The organism is Streptomyces sp. NPDC004539, assembly GCF_040610055.1.
Classification (GTDB): Bacteria; Actinomycetota; Actinomycetes; order Streptomycetales; family Streptomycetaceae; genus Streptomyces.
Genome location: NZ_JBEXLS010000005.1, coordinates 531,644 through 556,312, shown reverse-complemented (window position 1 = coordinate 556,312; position 24,669 = coordinate 531,644). Strand labels below are relative to the sequence as shown.

The window sequence follows — 24,669 nt, the reverse complement described above, 5'->3', positions numbered from 1 at the left end:
CTCGGCTACGGCGACCCCGAACTCCGGGGCCATTCCTTCGAGTTCCGCATCAACGGCGAGGACCCCGGCCGGGGCTTCCTGCCCGCACCGGGCACCGTGACCGTGTTCGCGCCCCCCTCGGGCCCGGGTGTCCGGCTGGATGCGGGTGTCGAGTCCGGATCGGTCATCGGCCCCGCCTGGGACTCCCTGCTGGCCAAGCTGGTCGTGACCGGCGCGACCCGTGAACAGGCGTTGCAGCGGGCCGCCCGCGCGCTGGAGGAGTTCCAGGTCGAGGGCATGGCCACCGCCATCCCCTTCCACCGCGCGGTGGTCCGTGATCCGGCGTTCGCTCCCGAACTCACCGGGTCCGCCGAGCCGTTCACCGTCCACACCCGGTGGATCGAGACCGAGTTCGTCAACGAGATCCCCGCGTTCTCGGCCGGCGCGGATGCGGAGACCGAGGACGACGCCGACCGCGAGACCATCGTCGTCGAGGTCGGCGGCAAGCGTCTCGAAGTCTCCCTGCCGGTCTCCCTGGGCATGTCCCTCGCCCGCACGGGCCTCGCGGCGGGCGCCAAGCCGAAACGCCGCGCCGCCAAGAAGTCGGCGGCTGCGGTGTCCGGCGACACCCTCAACTCCCCGATGCAGGGGACCGTCGTCAAGGTCGCCGTCGAGGACGGCCGGCGGGTCGAAGCTGGGGACCTCGTCGTCGTCCTCGAAGCGATGAAGATGGAACAGCCGCTGAACGCGCACAAGGCGGGCGTGGTCAAAGGGCTGTCGGTGGCGGTCGGCGCCGCACTGGCCTCCGGGGCGGTGATCTGCGAGATCAAGGACTGAGGCCCCCGGACTCCCTCCCCCAGACCCCCTCCCCAAACCCCTGCCTCCCCCTGTGTCTCCCTCCCCCTCGACCGAAGGAGCTGCCATGGCCGACGATTTCGTACCGGTCGTCGATCTGTCCGACCGTGTGTCCGAAGCCGGCCGTGCCGAGGTGGCGCGAGCCGTGCGGCGGGCGTGTGAGACCTCGGGGTTCTTCACGGTCGTCGGACACGGTGTGCCCGAGGAGCTGGTGGCCCGGATGCACGCCGTGACCAAGGGGTTCTTCAACCTCCCGGAGGAGGAGAAGGAACGCAGCGCGAACCGGGGCGCGGGAGTGGCGGGACTGCGCCGCCCTGGCGGACCGTACGAGGCGTTCGCGGCGCACGTCACCGGTGACCTCGGCGAGGAGGAACGCGCACGGCTCGGGGACTACCCGGCGACCTGGAAGGTGGCCAACATCTGGCCGGACGACGGGTTCAAGGCCGTCTGGGGCGAGTACACGGCATCGATGACGGCCCTCTCTGCGGACATCATGCGGCTGTTCGCACGAGCTCTGGAGATCGACGAGGACTTCTTCGACCGGCGGTTCGACGCGCACGTCTCACTGCTCCTGGCGAACCACTACCACCCGAGGGCCGAGGCCGACGGACCGCGTCGGGAGGCCCACACCGACTGGGGCAGCCTGACCGTCCTGTACGTCGCGGACGCGCTCGGCGGACTCCAGGTGCGGCGGGCCGAGGGGGAGTGGCTGGACGTACCGGCCGTGCCCGGCGGATTCGTCGTCAACATCGGTGACCTGATGGCCTTCTGGACCGGCGGCCGATGGAAGTCGACCGTCCACCGGGTCGTCGACCCGGGCCCGGGCGCTGTCCCCTCGCGCCTCTCGATCCCGTTCTTCTACCTGCCCAACCACGACACCACCATCGAGCCGCTGCGCCCCTGGGCGGCCGGCACCGAGGAGGCGGACATCGGCCGGGTGACCGTCGGCGAGTGGTTCTCGCGGAAGATGCGGACGACCTACCAGGCCGCCTCGTGAACCCCGCGCGGACCGCCCCGATCAGCGGACGCGTCTCCCTGCCGCCGAGCGCGCTGCTCCACGAGGAGACCCTCGCCCCGCAGTTCGCCTACGAGGCCGAACACCTGCTGCCCTGGTACGTCGCCGTCGAGAAGGTCCTCGTCGTCGAGTACGGGCGCCTGGGCGTCGTCCCCGAGGAACGGCTCACCGAACTGGGGCGGCTCCTGTCGGAGGTCACCGCCGAGAGTCTGCGGGCGGACCCGGACGACAACATGTCGGACATCGCGTTCGCCCTGGAACGCCACGTGGAGCGCCGGCTGACCGTCCCTGTCCCCGCCTGGCACGTGGACCGCAGCCGCAACGACCTCCAGGCGTGCGCGCAGCTCCTCTTCGCCCGCGACCAACTCCAGCGCACGGCAGCGGAGTTGACCGAGTTCGCGCGGACCGTGCACCGGGTCGCCGGTGAGCACCTCACCCTCCCCATGCCCGGCCACACCCACCTCCAGACCGCGCAGGTCATCACCCCCGGGTTCTACCTGGCCGCCGTCGGCGAGCAGATCGTCCACACCCTGGGCCGGCTGCTCGCGACCTACGACGGGATCGACCTGTGCCCGCTCGGCGCCGGTGCGATGGCGGGACAGGAACTCCCCTGGGACCGCGACGACATGGCGGAGCTGCTCGGGTTCCGGGCCGCCCGGCCGCACGCCCTGCCGTCGGTGGCCTCCCGGGACTGGGCGGTCGAGGTCACCGCCGAGTTCTCCGTCCTCGGGGTCCCGCTGAGCCGGTTCGCCACCGACCTCATGAACTGGGGCAGCGGCGCGTCCGGGTTCGTCGACCTGCCCGACGACATGTCCGGGATCTCCTCCGCGATGCCGCAGAAGAAGAACTTCCCGGTCCTGGAGCGGGTCCGGGGCCGGACCGCCCACCTCGGCGCCTTCCACCTCGACGTCGTCCTGGGCCAGCGCAACACGCCGTACTCCAACTCGGTCGAGGTCTCCAAGGAGGCCGGCGCGCATCTCTTGGCCGCGTTCACCGCCGTACGCAGTGTGCTGCGGATGTTCCGGGCCGTGCTGGAGAACCTGCGGTTCGACGCGGGGCGGATGCGGGCGGTGTGCGAGCGGGAGTATCTCGGCGGGTTCACGCTCGCCAATCTGCTGACGCTGGACGAGGGGGTGCCCTGGCGGCGGGCGCAGGTCATCGCCGGGCGGTACATCGTGGCCGCTGTCGAGCGGGGAGTCGCGCCGAGTCCGGGGGACGCCGGGCTGCTGCGGGGGGTCGCGGCCGGGCACGGGGTCGAACTCGCCGATCCCGGGGGTGCGTTGGCGCTCGCCTTCGACGTTGAGGAGAGCCTGCGCCGCAAGCGGTCGGCGGGGTCGGCGCATCCGGACGCGGTGCGGGAGGTGCTGGCCGGGCAGCGGGCCCTCCTCGACGAGCGGTGCGCCGAGTGGGAGCGGCGCGGTGCGCGGGTGCGCGCGGGCCTCGCGGAGACGGACCACCGGCTGGGCCTGGCGGGGCCGGGGAGCGGGGGCGCGGGATGAGCGGGGGAGGGGGACGGTGGGGGGTGGACGGACGGGCCGGGGCCGGGACCGGGGGCGGTGCAGGCGCCGATGCCGGTGTCGGTGCGGGTGCACGTGCGGATGGCAGTGCCCGCGCCGGTGCCGAAGCCCGTGCCGAAGCCCGTGCCGGTGCCCGCGGCGGTGCCGGGGTCGGTGTCGCGAACGGGACCTTCGGTGAGCTGCTCCAGGGCGTACTGCCGGACGACGACCGGGACTTCCTCGTCACCTTCCCGATCACCCGCTCCTCCCGCGCAGAGTTCCGGCCGCTGCCCGCCCTGCGGGACGTCATCGTCCAGCCGCCGCACAAGACGAAGTCCCGCCGGCTCGCCGAACATGTCCTCGGCGCCCTAGGCCGCCCCGGCGGCGGACTCCTGCGGATCACCACGACCCTCCCCGAGGGCAAGGGCCTCGCCAGCTCCTCCGCCGACCTCGTCGCCACCGCCCGCGCGGTCGGCGAGACGTACGGCATCCGCTTCACCGGCCGGGAGATAGAGGCGTTCCTGCGGGACATCGAGCCGTCGGACGGCGTCATGTACCCGGGGATCGTCACCTTCTACCACCGTGAGGTACGCCTGAGGGAGCGGCTGGGCTTCCTCCCGCCGCTCACGATCGTCGCCCACGACACCGGCGGCACCGTCGACACCGTCCTGTTCAACCGGACGAAGCGGGCCCGCAGCACGACCGACAAGCGGGAGTACGCCCGGCTGCTGCGGGAGCTGACGGCGGCCGTGCGCGACGGCGACCTGCGGACGGTCGGCGCGATCGCCACCCGCAGCGCGCAGATGCACGCCCCGCACGCCCCCCGGGAGCACTTCGACGACCTCCTGGACATCTGCCGGGACGCCGGCGGCCTCGGTCTGGTCCTCGCCCACAGCGGCACCAACCTCGGCGTCCTCCTCGCGGGCGACGGCGCCGAGCACATCGACCGCGTCGCCCACGTCCGCAAGGCGTGCGCCGCGCTCACCGGCAGCGTCTCCGTCTACCGCTCGCTGGGCCCGGAGCCCGAGCCGGACGGCGACGACGGCCCCCGAAGACCCGAAGCACCCGTCACCACCACCTCCGCCGGCCACCACCCAGGGACCTGACCATGCTCTTCGACAGCGTCGTGGACACCATCGGGCACACTCCGCTGGTGCGTCTGCGCGACACCGGCGCACCGGGTGTCGACGTCTACGCGAAACTCGAACTCCAGAACCTGTTCGGCATGAAGGACCGTGTCGCCCGCACGATGATCCTGGAGGCGCGGCGCACCGGCGCCCTCCGCGAGGGCGCCCCCATCATCGAGAGCTCCTCCGGCACGATGGCGCTCGGCATCGCCCTCGTCGGCACCTCCCTCGGCCACGACGTGCACATCGTCACCGACCCCCGGATCGACGAGGTCACCCTCGCCAAACTCCACGCCCTCGGCTGCCGGGTCCACGTCGTCGAGGCGATGAGCGCACAGGGCTGGCAGAGCGCCCGGCTGGAGGCACTCGACCGGCTCCTCGCGGAACTGCCGGGCGCGTTCTGGCCGCAGCAGTACAGCAACCCGGACAACCCCGGCGCCTACCGGCAGCTCGCCGCCGAGATCCTCGCCGACCTCGGCCCGGTCGACGTGCTCGTCGGCTCGGTCGGCAGCGGCGGCTCCCTGTGCGGCACCGCCCGCGCCCTCAAGGAGAGCCTGCCCGCCCTGAAGGTCGTCGGCGTGGACGCCGTCGGCAGCGTCCTGTTCGGCCAGCCCGACCTGCCCGGCCGGCGGCAGAGCGGACTCGGCAACAGCCTGCTGCCGAAGAACCTCGACCGGCGGCTGATCGACGAGGTGCACTGGCTGAGCGACGCCGAGGCGTTCGCGTCGACCCGCGCCCTCGCCCGCGAGCAGCAGATCTTCGCCGGGAACACCTCCGGCTCCGTCTACCGGGTGCTGGGCGACCTCGCCGCCCGCGCCGAACCCGGCACCCGTATCGTCGGCATCCTCCCCGACCGCGGCGACCGCTACACGGACACCGTCCACAGCGACGCCTACTGGGCCCGCGAAGGGCTGCGCGAGCAGGACACCGCGCCCGCCCCGCGGCTCGCGGCGCCCGGGCAGGTCGTCCACGGCTGGTCGCGCCGCACCCGCGACGGGGACGGCACCGGCGGACTGACCCGGCGTCTGCTGTTCGTCGAGTCCAACACCACCGGCACCGGCATGCTCGCCCTGGAGACCGCCCGCCGCCTCGGGGCCGAACCCGTCCTGCTGACGAGCGCGCCCGAACGGTACGCGGGGCTCGCCGACACGGAGTGCGAGGTCCTGCGCTGCGACACCAACTCCCTTCCCGAGCTGCGCCGGCACATCCAGGACCGGTTCCGCCGCGAGGAGATCGCGGGTATCACCACCACCAGCGACTTCTACGTCCCCGTCGTCGCCGACCTGGCCGGCTGGCTGGGGCTGCCCGGCAACCCCGTCGCGGCGGTCGCCGCCTGCCGCGACAAGTCGGCGCTGCGGCGGCTGCTCGCCGAGGCCGGGGTTCCGCAGCCGAGGTTCGCGGCCGTCACCGCTGTCGCCGAGGTCGCCGGGGCCGTCGACGCGGTGGGCCTGCCGTGCGTGGTGAAACCGGCCGACGAGTCCGGCTCCACGAACGTACGGCTGTGCGCCACGGTGGCGGAGGCCGAGCGGCAGACCGCCCTCGTCCTCGCCGCCGAGGTCAACGCCAGGGGGCTGCCGACGGCCGGTGTCGCCCTGGTCGAGGAGTACCTGGAAGGGCCCGAGTACAGCGTCGAGCTGTTCGGCCTGCGGGGCGAGACCCGGTGCGTCGGCATCACCGAGAAGAGCGTCACCGGCGCCCCGTACTTCGTCGAGCACCGCCACCTCTTCCCCGCCCCGCTCTCCCCGGCCCTCGCCCGGCAGGTGGAGGACGTCGCACGGCGGGCCGTGCACTGCGCCGGGATCGGACTCGGCGCCACCCACACCGAGGTGCGGCTCACCGCCGACGGACCGGCGATCGTCGAGGTCAACGCCCGGATGGCCGGCGGCATGATCCCCGAACTGGTCCGTCTCGCCACCGGCACCCGCCTCCTCGACCAGCACCTGCGCGCCGCCCTCGGCCTGCCCCCGGAGCCGTTCACGGAACCCGTCCGGCACGCCGGCATCCAGTTCCTGCTGGCCGACCGTGCGGGCGAACTCACCGGCTTCACCGGCGTCGAGGCCGCCCGCGACACCGACGGCGTCCACCAGGTCACCGTCACCGCCCGCCCCGGCACCGCCGTACGCCCGCCCCGCGACGCCTACGACCGGCTCGGCCACGTCATCGTGAGCGGCGACTCGCCCACCCAGGTCGTCAAGGCGTGCGCCGAAGCCGTCGGCCTGCTGACCCCCGAGATCCGCACGGCCCGGGAGGCGACGGCACGATGACCGACGTCACCGCCCGCCCGCCCGTCGCGTTCGCCTCCCTGCCCGCCGCCCTCACCCACTGGGCCCGCGAACGCCCCGACACCACCGCGTACACGTTCATCGGCGCCGGACTCGCCGTCGAACACACCGTCACCTACCGCGAGCTGGAGACGTCGGCGCTCAGGATCGCCGCCCACCTCCGGGCCGCCGCCCGCCCCGGCGACCGGGTCCTGCTGCTGTTCCCGCCCGGTATCGACTACCTCGCCGCGTTCCTCGGCTGCCTGTGCGCCGGCGTCACCGCCGTCCCGCTCTACGCGCCCCGCCCCGGCGCCCGGCTCGACCGCGTCGAGGCCGTCGTCCGCGACTGCCGTCCCGCGCTCGCCCTCACCACCGAGATCCTCGCCGGGAAACTCGGCGACACCCTGCCCGGCGGGCTGCCCGTGCACACCGCCGAGACGGCCCTCTCCGGCGGGCCCGCACTGCCCCGGCCCGTCGAACCCGGCGCCGACGACCTCGCGTTCCTCCAGTACACCTCCGGCTCCACCGGCAACCCCAAGGGCGTGATGGTCGGCCACCGCAACCTGGTGGCGAACGAGACGGCCATCGCCGCCGGGTTCGGCATCCGCCCCGACGACGTCATCCTCAGCTGGCTGCCGCTCTACCACGACATGGGCCTCATCGGCACGGCCCTGCTCCCCCTCCACCAAGGCGTCCCGGCGGTCCTCCTCGACACGTTCTCCTTCGTCCACGACCCGCTGATCTGGCCGCTGGCGATCGACCGCTTCGGCGCCACCTGTTCCGGCGGACCGAACTTCGCCTACCAGCTCCTGATCGACCGCCACGACCCCGAGCGGCTCGCGGGCACCGACCTCGGCTCCTGGCGGATCGCGTTCAACGGCGCCGAACCCGTCAGCGGCCGGACCCTGCGCGACTTCGCCGACCGCTACGCCGGACACGGCCTCGACCCGCGCGCCCCGCACCCCTGCTACGGCCTCGCCGAGGCCACCCTCTTCGTCACCGGCGCCGCCCCGGGCGCCGGCCACCGCACCGGCCGGTTCGACCGCCGGGGCGTCGAACAGGGACGCCTCCTCCCCGCCCCCGGCACCGGCGCGGACACCGTCGAGATCGTCTCCGCGGGCGGCGCCGCCCTCGACACCGCGGTCGTCGTCCGAGGCGAGGACGGCGGCCCGCTGCCCGACGGACACGTCGGCGAGATCTGCGTACAGGGGCCGGGTGTCGCCCACGGCTACTGGGGTGACGCCGCCGGCGAGGAGACCTTCCGGGCCCGGATCACCGGGCACGAGGGGACGTTCCTGCGTACCGGGGACCTCGGCGCCCTCCTCGACGGACAGCTCTACCCGGTGGGCCGCAGCAAGGACCTGATCATCGTCGCCGGACGCAACTTCCACCCGCACGACCTGGAGAGCGTCGGCTCCCTCGCCTCCCCGCTGCTGCGGCCCGGCGCCGCCGCCGCGTTCCAGCCGGACCCCGGGGAGCGGGACGTCGTCCTCGTCCTGGAGACGACCCGCGAGGGCGTCGGCGCGCTGCGCGCCGACGACGGGACGGCGGGCCGGGCGCTGGTGGAGCGGGTCCGGCGGGAGGTGGGCACCGAGTGCGACGTCCACCTCGCCGACGTCGTCCTCGTCTTCCCCGGCTCCCTGCCGAAGACGTCCAGCGGGAAGATCCGCCGCGCCGAGTGCCGGCGGCGCCACCTGGACGGGCGGCTGCGGCCCGTCGTACGGCCCCGTCCCTCCGCCGCGGAGCCGGCGGAGGACGGCGGCGGGTCCCCCGGCGAACTCCTCGGCCGGCTCGCCGCCGCGCAGTTGGGGTACGACGTCGGCGCGGACGACCGCCGCCGGCCGCTGGCCGCGCTCGGGCTGGACTCGCTGCGGCTGGTCGCGCTCAAGTCGGGCGCCGAACGGGTCCTGGGCCGGCCCCTGGCACCCGGTCTCTTCCACGGGGACCGGTCCCTGGACGAGATCGCCGGGGAACTCTCCGAGGGGGGCCGCGCGGTGGCGGCGTTCGGTGTGACGGCCGCCCCGGACGACGTCCCCGGCAGCCACCCCGCGTCCGAGGGGCAGATCCAGCTCGCCTTCGGCGACGAACTCCTCCCCGAGGACACGGCCAACATCCTCCCCACGGCCGTCCGTATCGCCCGCCGGCTGGAGCCGGAGCGGCTGCGGGCCGCCCTCACCGCCGCCCAGCACCGGCACCCCGCGCTGCGGACCGTCCTCGGGCCGATGGGCAGCGGCACCCAGATCGTCCACGAGAGCCTTCCACCGGACCTCACCCTCTGGGAACACGGCTGCGAGGACCCGGAGGAGATCCACCGCCTGCTGGGCCGGGCCGCGTTCCGGAGGTTCGACCTGACGGCCGGCCCCCTCGTCCGGGCCGCCGCCGTCCTCACCCCCGACGCCACCTTCCTGCTGCTGGCCTGCCATCACGCCGTGGCCGACTACTGGTCGCTGCGGATCGTCCTGGCGGGAATCCTCGGGGACCTTCTCGGGGGCGATCCCGGAGACGGCGAGGGCCGGGAGGGAGCGGGTCGGGAGGCCGGGGGGAAGGCTCGTGCGGAGGCCGGTCCCGGCACCGGTCCGGCCTCCGCCCCCGTCCCCGGTCCCGCCGGGTGGGCCGCCGAGCAGGCCCGTTCGCGAGACGCGCAGGCCGGTCGGCTCGCCGAACTCGCCGCGCGCTGGCACCCCTCGCGCGATCGCCTCCTCTTCCCGACACCCCCGGGCAGACGCCGCCGCAACCCCGCGCAGGTGCTCGACTTCGCGGTGGAGGCCACGACCACCCGCGCCCTCCACGACCGGGCCCGTGCCCACGGGCACACCCCGTTCGTCCTCCTCGCCGCCGCCTATCTGCGCGCCCTGCACCGGGCGACCGGACACCGCGAGATCGTCATCGGCACACCGCACCACGGCCGGGGCGACTGGCGGTACGCCGAGACGGTCGGCTACCTCGTCAACATGCTGCCCCTGAAGGGCGACTTCACCGACGGCGACGGACTCGACGCCCTCACCGAACGCACCCGGCGCGAACTGCGCACCGCCCTCGACGCCGCGGACATCCCGCTCGCCCGCCTGCTGAAGGCCCTCGCCCCCGAACGGCAGGGCCAACACCCTCTGTTCCAGGCGACGTTCACCTTCCAGCAGTCCGCCGACGACCGACTCGACGACGGGTTCGCGATCCCCTGGAGCGGCTGCCGCCAGACCTTCGGCGGGGTCGAGCTGCGAGCCGTCGACCTGCCGCCGCGCGACGTCGCCTTCGCCCTCAGCCTCTACGGCGCCCGGCATGGCGACCGGCTCGTGTTCCGCCTCCAGTACCAGCGCGACGCGGTCCCCGAGAACGTCGCGGCCCACGTCCGCGACGAGTTCCGCACCGCCCTCGACGAACTAACCGCCCCATCCCCCAACGAGACGTCCGGAGGTTCGCGATGAAGCGCAACGACAAGGCCGGCAGCGTGGCGTCCGCCGACGATCTGGCGGGAGCCTTCGCGGCGTCGCTCGCGGCGTTCCCGGACCGGGTGGCGGTACGGGACGGTGAAATGGCGTGGACCTACCAGGAGTTGGACGAGATCGCGGGAGGTCTCGCCGCGTCCTTGGACGCCGGCGGCCGTCCGGTGGGGATTCTGCTGGAGCGCTCGGCGTGGCTGGTGGCCGCCGCTCTGGCGGTGGTGCGGGCGGGGTGCGCGTACGTGCCTCTCGATCCCGAAACTCCGGCCGCGCGCCTGGAGTTGATCGTGGAGGACGCGGAACCGGCGGTCGTGATCACGTCCCGGGCGCTGGCGGACCGGGTCCCGGAAGGTGTTCCGGCCGTTTACGTGGACGATCCGCTGCCGGTGGCGAAGCCGGTGGCCGTCAGCACCCGTGACACCTGCGCCTACATCATCTTCACCTCGGGAACGACCGGTCGTCCCAAGGGAGTTCAGGTCTCCCACGGCAACCTCCTCACGCTCCTCGCCGCCTGCGAGGAACCCTTCGGCTTCGGGCCCGACGACGTGTGGCCGCTGTTCCACTCCTTCTCCTTCGACCTCTCGGTCTGGGAGACCTGGGGCGCGCTCCTGTACGGCGGCACGGTCGTCGTCGTACCGAAGGAGACCGCCAAGGACCCGGTCGCCTTCCGGGAGTTGCTGCGGGGGTCCGGGGCGACCGTGCTGACGCAGACACCCACCGCCTTCCAGCAGTTGTGGGCCGAGGACAGCCGGCACGAGGAGCGGCTGCCGCTGCGCTGGGTCGTGTTCGCGGGGGAGGCCCTGTACTTCTCCGACCTGCGGGCCTGGGTGCGCAAGTACGGCGACGAGGCGCCCGGTCTGGTCAACATGTACGGGATCACCGAGACGACCGTGCACGCGACCTTCCGCCGGGTGCGCGCGCGGGACGTCGAGGAGAGCGCCTCGCTGATCGGGGCGCCGCTGGACGGGTACGGCTTCCTGCTGCTGGACGAGGATCTCGCGGAGGTGCCCGCCGGGACGACCGGCGAGATCGTGGTGATCGGCGCGGGCGTCAGCCTCGGCTATCTGAAGCGGCCCGAGCTGAACCGGGAGCGGTTCGTCGAACTGCCGGGCCACGGAAGGGGATACCGGTCCGGAGACCTGGCCAGGCTGACGCCGGACGGGGAGTACGAGTACCACGGGCGCAAGGACGACCAGGTCAAGATCCGCGGCTTCCGGGTCGAACTCGGCGAGATCCGCTCGGCGTTGACCGACGTCCCCGGTGTCCGGCACGCGGCCGTCGTCGCCACCGTCCCGGCCGCCCCCGCGAACCCGGTGCTGAAGGAGCGGACCGTCTCGGCCGAGATCACCCGTATCCGCAGCCTCGTCCGGGGCACCGTCCCGGCCCGCGCGACCACCGATGCGGGCGGCCCCCGGATCGTCGCCTACGTCGTCCCCGAGGAGGGGCTCGACGCCGGCCGGCTCTTCGCGCGCCTCAGGGAGCGGCTGCCGCACTACATGATCCCCGCCTTCGTCGTCCCCCTGGACGCCCTGCCCCTCAACATCAACGGCAAGGTCGACAAGGCCCGGCTGCCCGCCCCGACCGTCGAGGGCAGCCTGCGGGAGACCACCCCACCCACCGGGACCCCCGCCGCGGACGGCGTCGTCGGCACCCTCGTCGCCCTGTACGAGGACGTCCTCGGCGTCCGGGGCGTCACCGACAACGACTCGTTCTTCGGCGTCGGCGGCGACTCCATCCTGGCCCTGAAACTCCGGGCCACCGCCGAACAGCGCGGCCTCGCCCTCGACCTCGCCGACATCTACTCCCTCCAGACCCCCAAAGCCCTCGCGGCCGTCGCCGACCAGGCCCCGGCGGGGGAGGAGCCCGTCGCCCCGTTCAGCCTCCTCGGCGCCGAGGACCGGGCCCGCCTCGCCACGGCCGACGGCATCGAGGACGCCTACCCCGTCGGCGTCCTCCAGGCCGGCCTGCTCTTCCACAGCGCCTACCGCCCCGGCGTCAACATGTACTGCGACGTCTTCACGTTCCGTTTCCGGGACACCTACGACCACGCGGCCCTGGAACAGGCGATCACCCGCCTCGTCGACCGCCACGACATCCTGCGCACCTCCTTCGACCTGACCGGCCACTCCGAACCCCTGCAACTCGTGCACCGCACGGCAGCCACCGCCCTCACCGTCACCGACCTCACCCGCCTCCCGCCCGCCGAACAGGAGGCGGAGCTGACGGCGTGGCACGCCCGCGAGGAACAGGTGCCCTACGACTGGGCGCGGCCACCGCTGACCCGGTTCCACACCCACGTCCTCAGCGACGAGGTGTTCGTGTTCTCCATGAGCTTCCACGACGCCCTCCTCGACGGCTGGAGCGAGGCGTCCCTCATGACGGAGCTCATGACCGACTACTGGGCGTCGAAGAACGGGGACCGCACGCAGCCCGCCCCGCGCCCCGCCCGCCGCTACGCCGACTTCATCGCCCTGGAGCAGCGCGCCCTGCGCGACCCCGACGTCCGCGCCTTCTGGGCCGCCGAACTCGACGGCGCCGAACCGGCGTTGCTGCCGAGGCTCGCCACCGGCGCCGCCGACGTCCACGAGGGCACGATGGGCTTCCTCAGCGTCGACATCACCCCCGAGCTGTCCGACGGCCTCGACCAGGTCGCCCGCTCCTGCGGCGTGACCGTCCGGCACGTCCTGATCGCCGCCCAGGCCCGCGTCGTCTCCCTGCTGACCGGCCGGGACGACGTCGTCCTCGGGGTCGCCTCCAACGGCCGGTTCGAGGGCGAGGGCGGGACCGACGTCTACGGCCTGCACCTCAACATGGTCCCCTACCGGCTGCGCAGCCACGGCGTCCGCTGGAGCGACCTGATCCGCGCCGCGCTGGAGAAGGAGACGGCGCTGCTGCCGATGCGCCGCTACCCGCTCGCCGAGATCCAGCGGCTCACCGGCATCCGGGAACTGACCGACATCAGCTTCAACTACACCCACTTCCACAGCTACCAGCGCCTCGCCGCCGCCACCGACCTGGAGGTCCTGGACGCCGAGGCGTACATCCACACCAACTTCACGCTGCGCGCCGAGTTCAACAAGGACCCCTTCAGCGGACTCCTCGCCCTCGACCTCGAAGCCAACATGGAGCGGCTCACCGAGCGGCAGCTGCGGGACGTCGCCGCCCTGTACCGCACGGTCCTGGAGAGCGCCGTCACCTCGCTGCACCGGGTGCCCTCCCGGCGGGAGCTGCTAGGGGAGGAGCAGTGGCGGGACCTGCTCGCCGGGTTCGGTGACCCGGCGCCCCGGCCGCTGTCGGCGGGCGGCTGGTTCGAGCGGTTCGAGGAGGCAGCCGTCCGGTACGCCGACCGCACCGCCGCCGTCTGCGGACCGGACACCCTCGACTACCGCACCCTCGCCGCCAGGGTCGGTGAACTCGCCGGTCACCTGGCCGGACTCGGCGCCGGACCCGGCACGGTGGTCGGCCTCGGCGCGGGCCGCGGACTCGGCTTCCTCACCGCCGCCATGGCGATCATGCGCACCGGCGCCGTCCACCTCCCGCTGCCCGCGGGCCCCGTCCCGCGCGTCGCCAGCATGCTGCGGACCAGCGAGGCCGCGCTGATCATCGCCGACGACACGTTCACCGAGGCCCTCACCGAGGCCGCCGGCCCGGTCCCCGTGCTCGGCCTGCGCCGGGTGCTCGCGGACTCGGCGGGGCACGCCCCGTACACGGGCCCGGTGCCGTCGGGGAAGGACAGCGCGTACGTCACCTTCACCTCCGGCTCCACCGGTGAGCCCAAGGGCGCGCTGATCCGGCACGACGGCATGCTCAACCACATCGAGGCGAAGATCGACGCGCTGGACATCGGCGCGGACGACCTCGTCTCCCAGGACGCCGCCGCCACCTTCGACATCTCGGTCTGGCAGATGCTCGCCCCCCTCACCGTCGGCGGCGCGACCGTCGTCTACCCGGACGAGATCAGCCAGGACCCGCCCCGCCTGCTGCGGGCGCTCGCCGACGACCGGGTGACGATCCTGGAGGTCTCCCCGTCCGTCCTGAACGTCCTCAACGCCGAACTCGCCCACCACGGGCCGGCCGCCTTCGCCGGGCTCGCGCTGCGCTGGGTGGTCTGCGCGGGCGAGGCCCTCGCCCCGAAGACCGTCAACACCTTCCGGCGGCTGCTGCCCGAGACCCGCTTCCTCAACATGTGGGGTGCCACGGAGATCTCCGACGACGTCACCCACCACCCCGTCACCGAGGACGTCGACGAAGGAGTCTCCTGCGTCCAGCTCGGCCGCCCGATCCGCAACTCCGCCGTGTACGTCCTCGACGGCCACCGCGAGCCGGTACCCGTCGGCACCCCCGGCGAGCTGTACGTCGGCGGCCTGGTCGTCGGCGCCGGATACCTCAACGACCCCGAGCGCACCGCCAAGGCGTTCGTGCCCGACCCGTTCGCCGGCGACCCCGCCGTCCTCGCCTACCGCACCGGCGACCGGGCCCGCCAACTGGCCGACGGAGGCTACGAGTTCCTGGGCCGTATCGACAGCCAGCTGAAGATCCGGGGCCAGCGCGTCGAACTCGGCGAGATCGAGGCCGCCCTCGCCGCCCTCGACGACCTCCAGGAGAGCGCCGTCATCGCCCGAGTCTTCGACGAGGGACGCGGCAGACAGCTCGTCGCCTTCTACGTCCCGAAGATCGCCGAAGATGCCCCCGGAACCTCGGGAGCCCCCGGCGGGGCCGGCGCCCTCGTCCGGCTGGACGTCACCCCGGCCGACGTCCGCGACCGCCTCGCGAAGGTCCTGCCCCGCTACGCCGTCCCCGACTTCCTGATCCGCCTCGACGAACTGCCCCGCAACACCAACGGCAAGACCGACACCAAGGCCCTCGCCGCCCGTGACGTCGACAGCCTCGTCACCGCCGCCCCCGCACACGCGGACGACGCGCCCGCGACACCCGCCGAGGCCGAGATCGCCGACATCTGGACCTCCGTCCTGCGCCTCACCGACCGCCCCGGCGCCACCACCGACTTCTTCGCCCTCGGCGGCCACTCCCTGCACGCCACCCAGGTGATCGCCCGGCTGCGCGAACGGCTCGGCGTGGACCTCCCGCTGCGGGCCCTCTTCGACAACCCGACCCCGCGCCGGCTCGCCGCCCTGTGCGCCACCGGACCCGGCCGGCCCGCCGCCGAGATCCCCCGGCAGGCAGACCGCACCGAGTTCCCGCTCGCCGGCAACCAGGCCAGCCTGTGGTTCCTCCACCAGCTCGACCCCGACGACCGCTCCTACGAAGGCGTCGCGCTGCTCCACCTCGACGGCCCCGTCGACGTCGAGGCACTGCGGCACGCGGTCGACACCCTCGTCGACCGCCACGAGATCCTCACCATGCGCCTCGCCGCCCGCGACGGCGTACCCCACCAGGTGCCCGACCCGGCGGCCCGGGTCCGCCTGGAGACCGAGGAGGTCACCGAACGGCCCGCCGACCCGGCCCGGCACGTCCGCGAGCGGGCCGCCGCGCACCGCTACGACCTGGAGCGCGGCCCGCTCGCCGTGATCCGCCTGTACTCCTTCTCGCCGACCGAGCACATCCTGCTGTGGAGCAGCCACCACGTCGTCTCCGACGGCTGGTCCATCGACGTCGCCGTCCGCGAGATCGCCGAGGCGTACCAGGCCCACCAGGAGGGACGCCCGCCCCGGCTGCCCGAACTCCCCGTCCAGTACGGCGACTACGCCGCCTGGCAGCACGCCCGCCTGACGGCAGGCGCCGCCGAGGAGACCGCGTTCTGGCGCGACTACCTGGACGGCTACTCCGGCGAACTCCCCCTCCTCACCGACCACGAACGCACCGAGGACCGGGCCCGCACCCCCGGAGGGACGACCCGGACCTGGGACGAGACCACCACCCGCCGCCTCACCGGCCTCGCCCGCGCCCGCCGCAGCACCCTCTTCATGCTCGTCCAGGCCGCCACCGCCGTCGTCCTGGCCCGCCTCAGCCGGCAGACCGACGTGGTCCTCGGCAGCGCGGTCGCCGGCCGCTCCGTCCCCGGCACCGAGCACCTCCTCGGCTTCTTCGCCAACACCCTGCCCTGCCGCTACCGCCTCGACCTCGACCGGGGCTCCACCCACCTCCTCGACACCGTCACCACGAGCGCCCTCGCGGCCCTGGAGCACCAGCTCTCCCCGCTCCAGGAGATCGTCCGCACGACCGGCGTCCCCCGCCGGCCCGGACTCCCGCCGCTCGTCCAGGTGATCGTGACCGTGGACAACTTCCCCGTCGAACTCGACCGGCTCCCCGGAGTGACGGCCTCCCTGGAACAAGTACCGCCGCGGACCAGCCTCTTCGACCTGCTCTTCCGCTTCCTCGAAGGAGACCGGCTGCGCCTCGACGTCCAGTACGACGCCACCCTCTTCACCGAGGCCACCGCACACCGCCTCACCGACGCCGTCGCCCGCGTCCTCGACGTCTTCCTCGACGACCCGGACCGCCCCCTCGCCGACATCACCCTGGCCACCGAGCGGGAACACGCGGAACTCGCCCGCGTCTGGACCCAACTCACCGGCGAGACGCTGGACTTCGCCCACCCGGACCGGGTGGCCGCGGTCGCCGACTCCCCGCACTGGCCCGCGTTCTTCGAACGCCTGGAGTCCGAGGGCCTCCTCACGGCCCTGCTGCTCACCTTCTGACCGACCGGGCGCGTGACACGAGCGAAGGGACGACCCGATGACGAACGACCGCGCGGAACAGCTCCGCCGCCGCATTGCCCCACGCCCCCGGTCGCGCGCCCCCCGGCCGTCCGCCCTGCCCCGGGCGGAGAACCTGACGAGCGCGTTCGCGGCGTCGCTCGCGGCGTTCCCGGACCGGGTGGCGGTACGGGACGGTGAAGTGACCTGGACCTACCGGCAGTTGGACGAGGCCGCCGCTCGTCTGGCGGCTGCCGTGGACGCGGGTGGCCGTCCGGTGGGGATTCTGCTGGAGCGCTCGGCGTGGTTGGTCGCCTCGGCGCTCGCCGTGGTGCGGGCGGGTTGCGCGTACGTGCCTCTCGATCCCGAAACTCCGGCCGCGCGGCTGGAGTTGATCGTGGAGGACGCGGAACCGGCGGTCGTGATCACGTCCCGGGCGCTGGCGGACCGGGTCCCGGAAGGAGTTCCGGTCGTCTACGTGGACGATCCGCTGCCGGTGGCGAAATCGGTGGCCGTCAGCACTCGTGACACCTGCGCCTACATCATCTTCACCTCCGGAACGACCGGTCGTCCCAAGGGAGTTCAGGTCTCCCACGGCAACCTCCTCACGCTCCTCGCCGCCTGCGAGGGGCTGTACGGGTTCCGTCCCGAGGACGTGTGGACGCTCGCCCACTCCTTCGCCTTCGACTACTCCGTGTGGGAGATGTGGGCCCCGCTCCTGAGCGGCGGCAGTGTCGTCGTCGTACCGAAGGAGACGGTGACCGACCCCGAGGCGCTGCGCCGGCTGGTGCGGGACGAGCGGGTCACGGTGCTGAGCCAGACGCCGACCGGGTTCCGGCAGTTCGCCGCCGAGGACGCCCGCTGCACCGACCGGATCGCGCTGCGGTGGGTGGTGTTCGGCGGGGAGGCGCTGCGGTTCTCCGCACTGGAGGGGTGGGTGCGGAAGTACGGGGACGAGGCGCCCGGTCTGGTCAACATGTACGGGATCACCGAGACGACCGTGCACGCGACCTTCCGCCGGGTGCGGGCGGGAGAGGTGGGGGAGAGCGCCTCGCTGATCGGGAAGCCGCTGCCGGGTTACGGGTTCGTGCTGGTCGGGGAGGATCTCGCGGAGGTGGCGGCCGGGGAGATCGGGGAGATCGTGGTGACGGGGGCCGGTGTGGCGCTCGGCTATCTGAAGCGGCCCGAGCTGAACCGGGAGCGGTTCGTGCAACTGCCGGGCCACGGAAGGGGATACCGGTCCGGAGACCTGGCCAGGCTGACGCCGGACGGCGAGTACGAGTACCACGGGCGCAAGGACGACCAGGTCAAGATCCGCGGCTTCCGCATCGAACTCGGCGAGATCGAACAGGCGTTGAGCGCCCTGCCCGCCGTCGCCGAGGCCGCCGTCACCGCCCGCGAGCTGCCCGGCCGGGGCGCCAGCCTGGTGGCGTACGTCGTCCCGGCGGGCCGACAGCCCGTGGAGGCGGGGGAGTTGCAGCGGGACCTGGCCCGGACCCTGCCCGCGTACATGGTCCCCGACGTGATCGTGCCCCTGGAGCGGATGCCGCTCACCCGCAACGGCAAGGCCGACCGTAAGGCCCTCCCCGCCCCCGCGCTCACCCGGGCCGCCGTACCGCACCGGCCGGCCGACCCGGTGGAGGAGCGGATCGCGGCGCTCGTCGCCGGACTGCTGCACGCCGACGGCGTCGACCCCGGCGCGGACTTCTTCGCGCTGGGCGGCCACTCCCTGCTCGCCACCCGGCTGCTCGCCGCCGTCCGCGCCGGCTTCGACGTCGCGATCCCCCTGCGCGCCTTCCTGCGCGAGCCCACCGTCCACGCCCTGGCCGCCCTCGTCCGCGCCGCCCCCGCCTCCCGGACGCCGGCCGTCACCGTCGTCAAAGCCCCCGACGCCCCCCACCACCCCGCCACCGACGCCCAGCGGCGCCTGTACTTCCTCGCCCAGCTCGCCCCCGACGACCCCGCCTACCACCTGCACACCACCCTCCTGCTGACCGGCGCCCTCGACGTCCGCGCCCTGGAGCGCGCCTTCACCGAGACCGTGGCCCGGCACGCCGCGCTGCGGACCGTCCTGCGCCTGGAGGGCGGCGAGGTCGTCCAGGAGATCCGCCCCGCCCAGCCGGTCCGCCTGACCGCCGAGGAACGGCCCGGGGCCGACCTCGCCCGGCTGTCGCGCGAGGAAGCCGTACGGCCCTACGACCTGAGCCGCGACCCCCTCCTGAGGGTCCGCCTCATCCGCACGGCACCCGACCGGCACGCCCTGCTCCTGACCGTCCACCACGCCGCCACCGACGGCTGGTCCAACGCGATCCTCGGCCGCGAACTCACCGCCCTGTACGCCCGGTTCCGCCGCGACCCGCACGCCCCGAGCCCCCTCGCCCCGCTGCCCCACACCTACGCCGACCACGCCCACAGCATGCGGCGCTGGCTCGACGGACCGGACGCCGAGGCCGACCTCGCCTACTGGCAGGACCGGCTCGGCGGACTCCCCACCGTCCACCGGCTCCCTCTCGACGCACCCCGCGCGCCGCGCCGTACGTACGAGGGCGACGTCCTCACCACCCGGGTCGACGGGCCGCGGACCGCCGTACTCCGGCAGGCGTGCCGGGAGGAGAACGTCACCCTCTTCAGCCTCCTCCAGACGGTCTTCGCGCTCCTGCTGTCGCGCCGCTCCGGCAGCGACGACATCGTGCTCGGCAGCCCCGTTGCGAACCGGCCGGCCGCCGGACTCGAAGGCGTCATCGGCATGTTCGTCAACACGCTCGTGCTGCGGGTCCGCCTCGACGGCGCCCCCACCTTCCGCGACCTCCTCGCCCGCGTCCACGAGCGGACCACCGCCGACCTGGAGCGCCAGCACGTCCCGCTGTCCGTCCTCACCAAACGCCTCGCCCCGCCGCACGACCCGCACCACGCCCCCCTGTTCCAGCTCATGCTGGTCCTCCAGAACAACGAGGCCGTCCCCCTCGACCTGGACGGCCTCGACGTGACCCCGCTCGACACCCCGGCCCCGGCGGCCCAGGCCGAGCTGATGCTCGACGCCGCCGAGACCGCCGACGGACTCCTGCTGCGCTGGCGCTACGACACCGCGCTCTTCCACCGCGCCACCGTCGCCTCCCTAGCGCAGGAGTTCGGACACCTCCTCACCCGCCTGACCGCCGACCCGGCCGCCCGCGCCCTCCCCCTCCCGCCGCACACCGGACCCGCCCTGCTACGCCTGCGCCACCGGCCGGACGGCCCGCCCCCGGTGTTCGCGCTCCCGGGAATCCTCGGCCTCCCCGAGTCCTTCGCCCCGCTCGCCGCCCACTTCACGGACCGCTCCTTCCACGCCCTCGCCACCGCCCGCCTGATCCGCGCCCACGACGGCACCCCGTCCGCCGACGCCCTCGCCGCGGACTGCGCCCGGATCGTCGCCGCCACCGCGCCCGGCCGCCCCGTCCACCTGATCGGCCACTCCTACGGCGGCGCCCTCGCCTTCCACACCGCCGAGGCCCTGCGCGCCCACGGCACCCCGGTCGCCGCGCTGGTCCTGCTCGACGCGCTCGACCCGGTCACCCTGGGACACGAACTCACCGGCACCCCCGACGAACGGTTCCTCGGCTTCCTCGCCACGCTCGGCGGCCTCTTCCCCGCGCTCCTGCGCCACCGCGACACCGACCTCGGCCACCTCCTGCGGACGACGTCCAGAGCCGACGTCCTGAAACAGGCCGCCGACGCCGTCGGACCCGAGGCTCTGGAACTCCTCGACGGCGGACTCGAACCGGCCCTCGACACCTACCTGCGGATGAGCCGCGTCCCCTGGCCCGCCCCGCGCCCCGCGCACCACCCCGCGCTCCTCGTCCGCGCTGACCGCCCCGGCGGCCCGCGCGCCGAGGGCGACTGGACCCGCCACCTGCCCGGCACCCTGCGCACCGTCCGCCTCGACGCCGACCACGAGGGCATGCTGCGCGGTCCGCACGCGGCCCGGCTCGCCGTACTCGTCCGTGACTTCCTCACCCGCCACGACACCGCATCCGCACCAGCGAAGGGCGCGCCCGCCAGATGACCCCCACCCCGACACCGGCCCCGCCCCCGCTCGCCAAGGCGCTGGTGGCCGGCTCCGGCGTCATGAGCCTCGCCAACTCGGTCACCGTCCCGTTCCTGGCGGTGTTCCTGCACCGGGAACTCGGGCTCCAGCCGGGCATGATCGGCTTCATCATCGGTTCGTCGGTGTTCTTCTCCGTCTTCGCCGGGTTCGTCGGCGGCTCGCTCTCCGACCTCCTCGGCCGGACCCGGCTGCTGCTGGTCTCCCTGCTGGGCGTGATCGGCTCCTTCATCGGCCTCTACCACAGCCACGGCGTGCTCGCCGTGTTCACCTTCAACGCGACGATGGCCCTCAGCAGCAGCGCCTTCGGACCCGTCGGCAAGGCGCTGCTCGGCGACCTGCTGCCGCCGGAGCGGCGCGTGAAGTGGTTCTCCTACCAGTACATGGCCGTCAACATGGGCTTCGCGGTCGGGCCGGTCGTCGGCGCGGCCGTCGGGCTCGCGGGCGACCGCTCGGCGTTCCTCGTCGGCGCGGCCGGATACGGCGTCTACCTCGCCGGGCTCGGCACGCTCCTCCTGCTCGGCGGGGCCCCCGCCGCCGCGACCGCCCGGCGCGAGGAGGACCAGCTCTTCGGGAGCGTCCTGAAAGGGCTCGCGGACAGCGCGAAGGTGGCCGCCACCGACAAACGGCTGCTCTGCCTCATCGTCGCCGGACTCCTCCTGGAGGCCGTGCACGGCAGGATCTCCTCGCTGCTCGCCCAGCACCTCTCGACCGGCTTCACCGACGGCACCACGATCCTCGGGTACGTGCTCACCGCGAACGCCGTGACCGTGGTCGCCCTCCAGCTCGGCGCCACCCGGCTCATGGAGGGACGCAGCCCCCTCACCTCCCTCACCGCGGGCGGCCTGCTGACCGTCGCCGGCATGGCCGGCTTCGCCTTCTCGGAGACGACCTGGCACTTCGTCACCTCGATGGTCGTCTTCTCGCTCGGCGAGATCCTCATCTACCCCGCCGAGTTCGCGCTCATCGACCGGATCGCCCCCGAGGAGCGGCGCGGCGCCTACTTCGGCGCGCAGACCTTCGCCCAGCTCGGCGTCTTCGTCGGCCCCTATACCGGCGGACTCCTCCTCGCCGCCTACGACGGCACCGTCATGTTCCTCGGCGTCGGCTCGTTCGCCGTGCTCAGCGTCCTCATCTACCTCATCGTCGGCCGCCGGATACCCGGCCTCGCCCAGCCGCCCGCCCCGAAGAGCGAGGAGCACGCCGATGACGTGGCGTGAACGCGGCGTCCGCCTCCTCGCGCTGCCCGGCCTGCGCGCCCAGCGCCGCCGGGGCACCCTGCGGGCGGCCGGGCTGCGGGAGGGCGCCGAGATCCGGCGCGACCGGCGCGGGGTCCCCTTCGTCTCGGCCGCCGACGAACACGACCTGTACTTCGCCGCCGGGTACGCCCAGGCCGGCGACCGGCTCTGGCAGATGGACGTCCTGCGGCGCAGGGCCGCCGGACGGCTCGCGGAGATCCTCGGCCCGCCCGTGCTCGCCCAGGACGTCCGCGCCCGCGAGCTCGCCCTCGTACGAGCCGCCCGCCGCTCCGAGGCGCTGCTCTCCACCCGCCACCACGCCAACCTCACCGCGTTCGCCGCCGGCGTGAACGCGGCCGTGCGGCGCATGCGGCGGCGTGGTGCACTGCCCGTGGAGTTCCTGCTGCTGCGGTACCGCCCCGAGCCGTGGACGCCCGTCGACTCCCTCGCCGTCGTCAAACACCTCGGGTTCGACCTCGGGCGCAACCTCGGGCACGAGGTGTTCCGGGCCAGGCTCGCACGTGAACACCCTGAGCATGCGGGGGCCTTCACGGCCCCGAAGTACCCGGAGGGCGGGGCGGTCACGGTCCGGGACGGGCTGTCGGCGGGCGAGGGGTCCGTGTCGCGGGGCGGGGAGGCGCGCTTCGGTGGACAGGTGACGCCCGGCGGACAGGCGTCACCGGACGGACAGGCTTCGTCCGGTGTGCCGCTTCCGCCCGGCTCCCGTGCCTGGCTGGACGTGCTGCTCGACGGGGACCGGCCGCTCGGCTCCAACGCCTGGGCCGTGTCGGGGGCGCGTACGGCGTCCGGGCATCCGCTGCTCGCCAACGACCCGCACATCGTCCTCACCCGGCCCAGCCTCTGGTATCAGACGGGCCTCGGCCTGCCGGGGGAGAACGGTTACGGGGTCACCGTCCCCGGAATCCCCGGCCTCATCGCCGGCGCGGGCCGCCATCTCGCCTGGGGCATCACCAACGCCACCGTGGACACACAGGACTTGTGCGTCCTGCCGCCCGACGCGTCCGTGGCCTGGTCCGAGGAGAGCGAGATCGTCGTACGGGGCACGGCGTCCGTCCGGGTCCGGGCGGGCGGTGGTGACCGGTGGGTCGAAGTCGGTCCGCCGGGCACGGACGAGCGCCGGTACGGCCTGTTCTGGAGCGGCTTCGAGCCGTCGGCGGAGCTCGCCGCGTGCCAGGACATGTGGCGGGCCCCCGGCCACGCCGGGTTCCGGGAGTCCCTGCGGGCGTTCGGCGTGCCCGTCCTCAACGTCGTCGTCGCGGACCGGCACGGCACGATCGCCCTCAAGACCGCGGGGAACGTCCCCCGCCGGGTGCCTGGCAGCAGTGGGACCGTGCCGGGGACGTTCGAGCAGGTGAGCCGGTCCTGGGAGGGGTTCCTGTCCTTCGACGAGCTTCCCGAGACGGTCGATCCGGACGACGGGTACGTGGTCTCGGCCAACCATCGGCTGCTGCCTGAGGGGGTGGGGCCCGATGTGGGGGTGGACTGGCTGGCGCCTTATCGGGCTGAGCGGATCGAGGAGTTGATCGGGGAGGCGAGTGGGGAGCCGGACGGGGAGTTGATCGGGGAGGGGGACGGGGCTGAGGGGCCGACCGGGGTTGAGGGGCTGGCCGGGGTCGAGGGACGCGCCGGGGTCGAGGGGCCCGCCGGGGTCGAGGGGTCGGCCGGGGTCACCGCCGCCGACTGTGTCCGCTGGCAGTCCGACGTCCTCGACGGCCGGGCCCGCCGTATCCTCCCCACCCTCCTCGACGCCCTCGACCAGGCACCCCCGACGGACGACCGGCTCACCGCCGCCTGCCACCGGCTCCTCGCCGCATGGGACGGCCACGCGTACGGCCACCTCGCCGCCCCCCTGGTGTTCTTCCGGCTCACCCAAGCCCTCGCCGACCACTGGATCGGCACCAGGCTGGGCGCGGACCTCGCCGCCGCCATGCCCGACACCGCCCTCCAGGTCGACCACCTGATCCTCACCCCCGCCGCGAGAACGGCACTCGGCGAACCGGACCGGCTCCCGGACATCGTCGCCCGAGCCCTCACGGAAGCGGCCCACCGGATCGCCCGGGAACAGGAACACGGCGAGGACCCGGCGCTCTGGCGCTGGGACCGGGTCCACCGCATCACCGACCAGCACCCCCTCGCCCGCGCCGTCCCCGCCCTCTTCGGCACCCCCTCCACCCCCGCCGCCGGCAGCTCCCACACCGTCGCCCTCACCTCCGCCGCCCCCTCCGGCACCGTCATCGACGGCGCCCCCTGGCGCTTCGTCGCCGAAGTCACCCCGACCGGCCCCCACCTCTGGGACACCCTCCGCCACGGCGCCTCCGGCAACCCCGGCTCCCCCCACTACGACGACCAGACCCCGTCCCACACGGAGGGCCGCGCCCACCGGGTCCCCCTGGTCCCGACGGCACCGGACGTGCTGCGGCTGCGGCGACGGTGACCGAGCGGGTGGCGAGTGGCGGTCGGGCTGAGGAGAGGCCGGTGCGGAAATGACCCGTTCGGATGAAAC

General features: G+C 73.8%; 10 protein-coding genes. All 10 read left to right on the top strand.

Going from position 1 to position 24,669, the window contains the following annotated elements; genetic code table 11:
- Positions 1-816: biotin/lipoyl-containing protein (locus ABZX85_RS14175; protein ID WP_355866687.1), on the top strand; the 816-nt coding region annotated here is incomplete at its 5' end.
- An 85-nt stretch (positions 817-901) separates the two neighbouring features.
- A complete protein-coding gene (locus ABZX85_RS14170) occupies positions 902-1,831 on the top strand; it encodes a 2-oxoglutarate and iron-dependent oxygenase domain-containing protein (RefSeq protein ID WP_355866684.1) in 930 nt (309 codons plus the stop codon).
- Entirely contained in the window at positions 1,786-3,348 is a 1,563-nt protein-coding gene (locus ABZX85_RS14165) for a lyase family protein (RefSeq protein ID WP_355866681.1), read from the top strand. The genes ABZX85_RS14170 and ABZX85_RS14165 overlap by 46 nt, the downstream gene beginning before the upstream one ends.
- Positions 3,349-3,371: 23 nt before the next feature.
- Positions 3,372-4,451: a kinase gene (locus tag ABZX85_RS14160; RefSeq protein ID WP_355866679.1), complete on the top strand. Its 1,080-nt coding sequence runs from the start codon at positions 3,372-3,374 to the stop codon at positions 4,449-4,451.
- 2 nt (positions 4,452-4,453) lie between these two features.
- Positions 4,454-6,736 carry a pyridoxal-phosphate dependent enzyme gene (locus ABZX85_RS14155; RefSeq protein WP_355866676.1) on the top strand — a complete coding sequence of 761 codons (2,283 nt, stop codon included), beginning with the start codon at positions 4,454-4,456 and terminating at the stop codon, positions 6,734-6,736.
- On the top strand, positions 6,733-10,155 hold the full coding sequence (locus ABZX85_RS14150; protein ID WP_355866673.1) for an AMP-binding protein: 3,423 nt from the start codon (positions 6,733-6,735) through the stop codon (positions 10,153-10,155). The genes ABZX85_RS14155 and ABZX85_RS14150 overlap by 4 nt, the downstream gene beginning before the upstream one ends.
- Positions 10,152-16,829: an amino acid adenylation domain-containing protein gene (locus tag ABZX85_RS14145; protein ID WP_355866671.1), complete on the top strand. Its 6,678-nt coding sequence runs from the start codon at positions 10,152-10,154 to the stop codon at positions 16,827-16,829. Before ABZX85_RS14150 ends, ABZX85_RS14145 begins: the two co-directional genes overlap by 4 nt.
- 37 nt (positions 16,830-16,866) lie before the next feature.
- Positions 16,867-20,868, top strand: coding sequence for an amino acid adenylation domain-containing protein (locus tag ABZX85_RS14140; protein WP_355866668.1), 4,002 nt, complete (start codon positions 16,867-16,869; stop codon positions 20,866-20,868).
- The gene (locus ABZX85_RS14135) at positions 20,865-22,127 is read left to right on the top strand and encodes an MFS transporter (RefSeq protein WP_355866665.1); all 1,263 of its coding nucleotides are present in this window, start codon (positions 20,865-20,867) and stop codon (positions 22,125-22,127) included. The genes ABZX85_RS14140 and ABZX85_RS14135 overlap by 4 nt, the downstream gene beginning before the upstream one ends.
- Positions 22,114-24,600, top strand: coding sequence for a penicillin acylase family protein (locus tag ABZX85_RS14130; protein ID WP_355866663.1), 2,487 nt, complete (start codon positions 22,114-22,116; stop codon positions 24,598-24,600). The genes ABZX85_RS14135 and ABZX85_RS14130 overlap by 14 nt, the downstream gene beginning before the upstream one ends.
- The last annotated feature ends 69 nt before the right edge of the window (positions 24,601-24,669 follow it).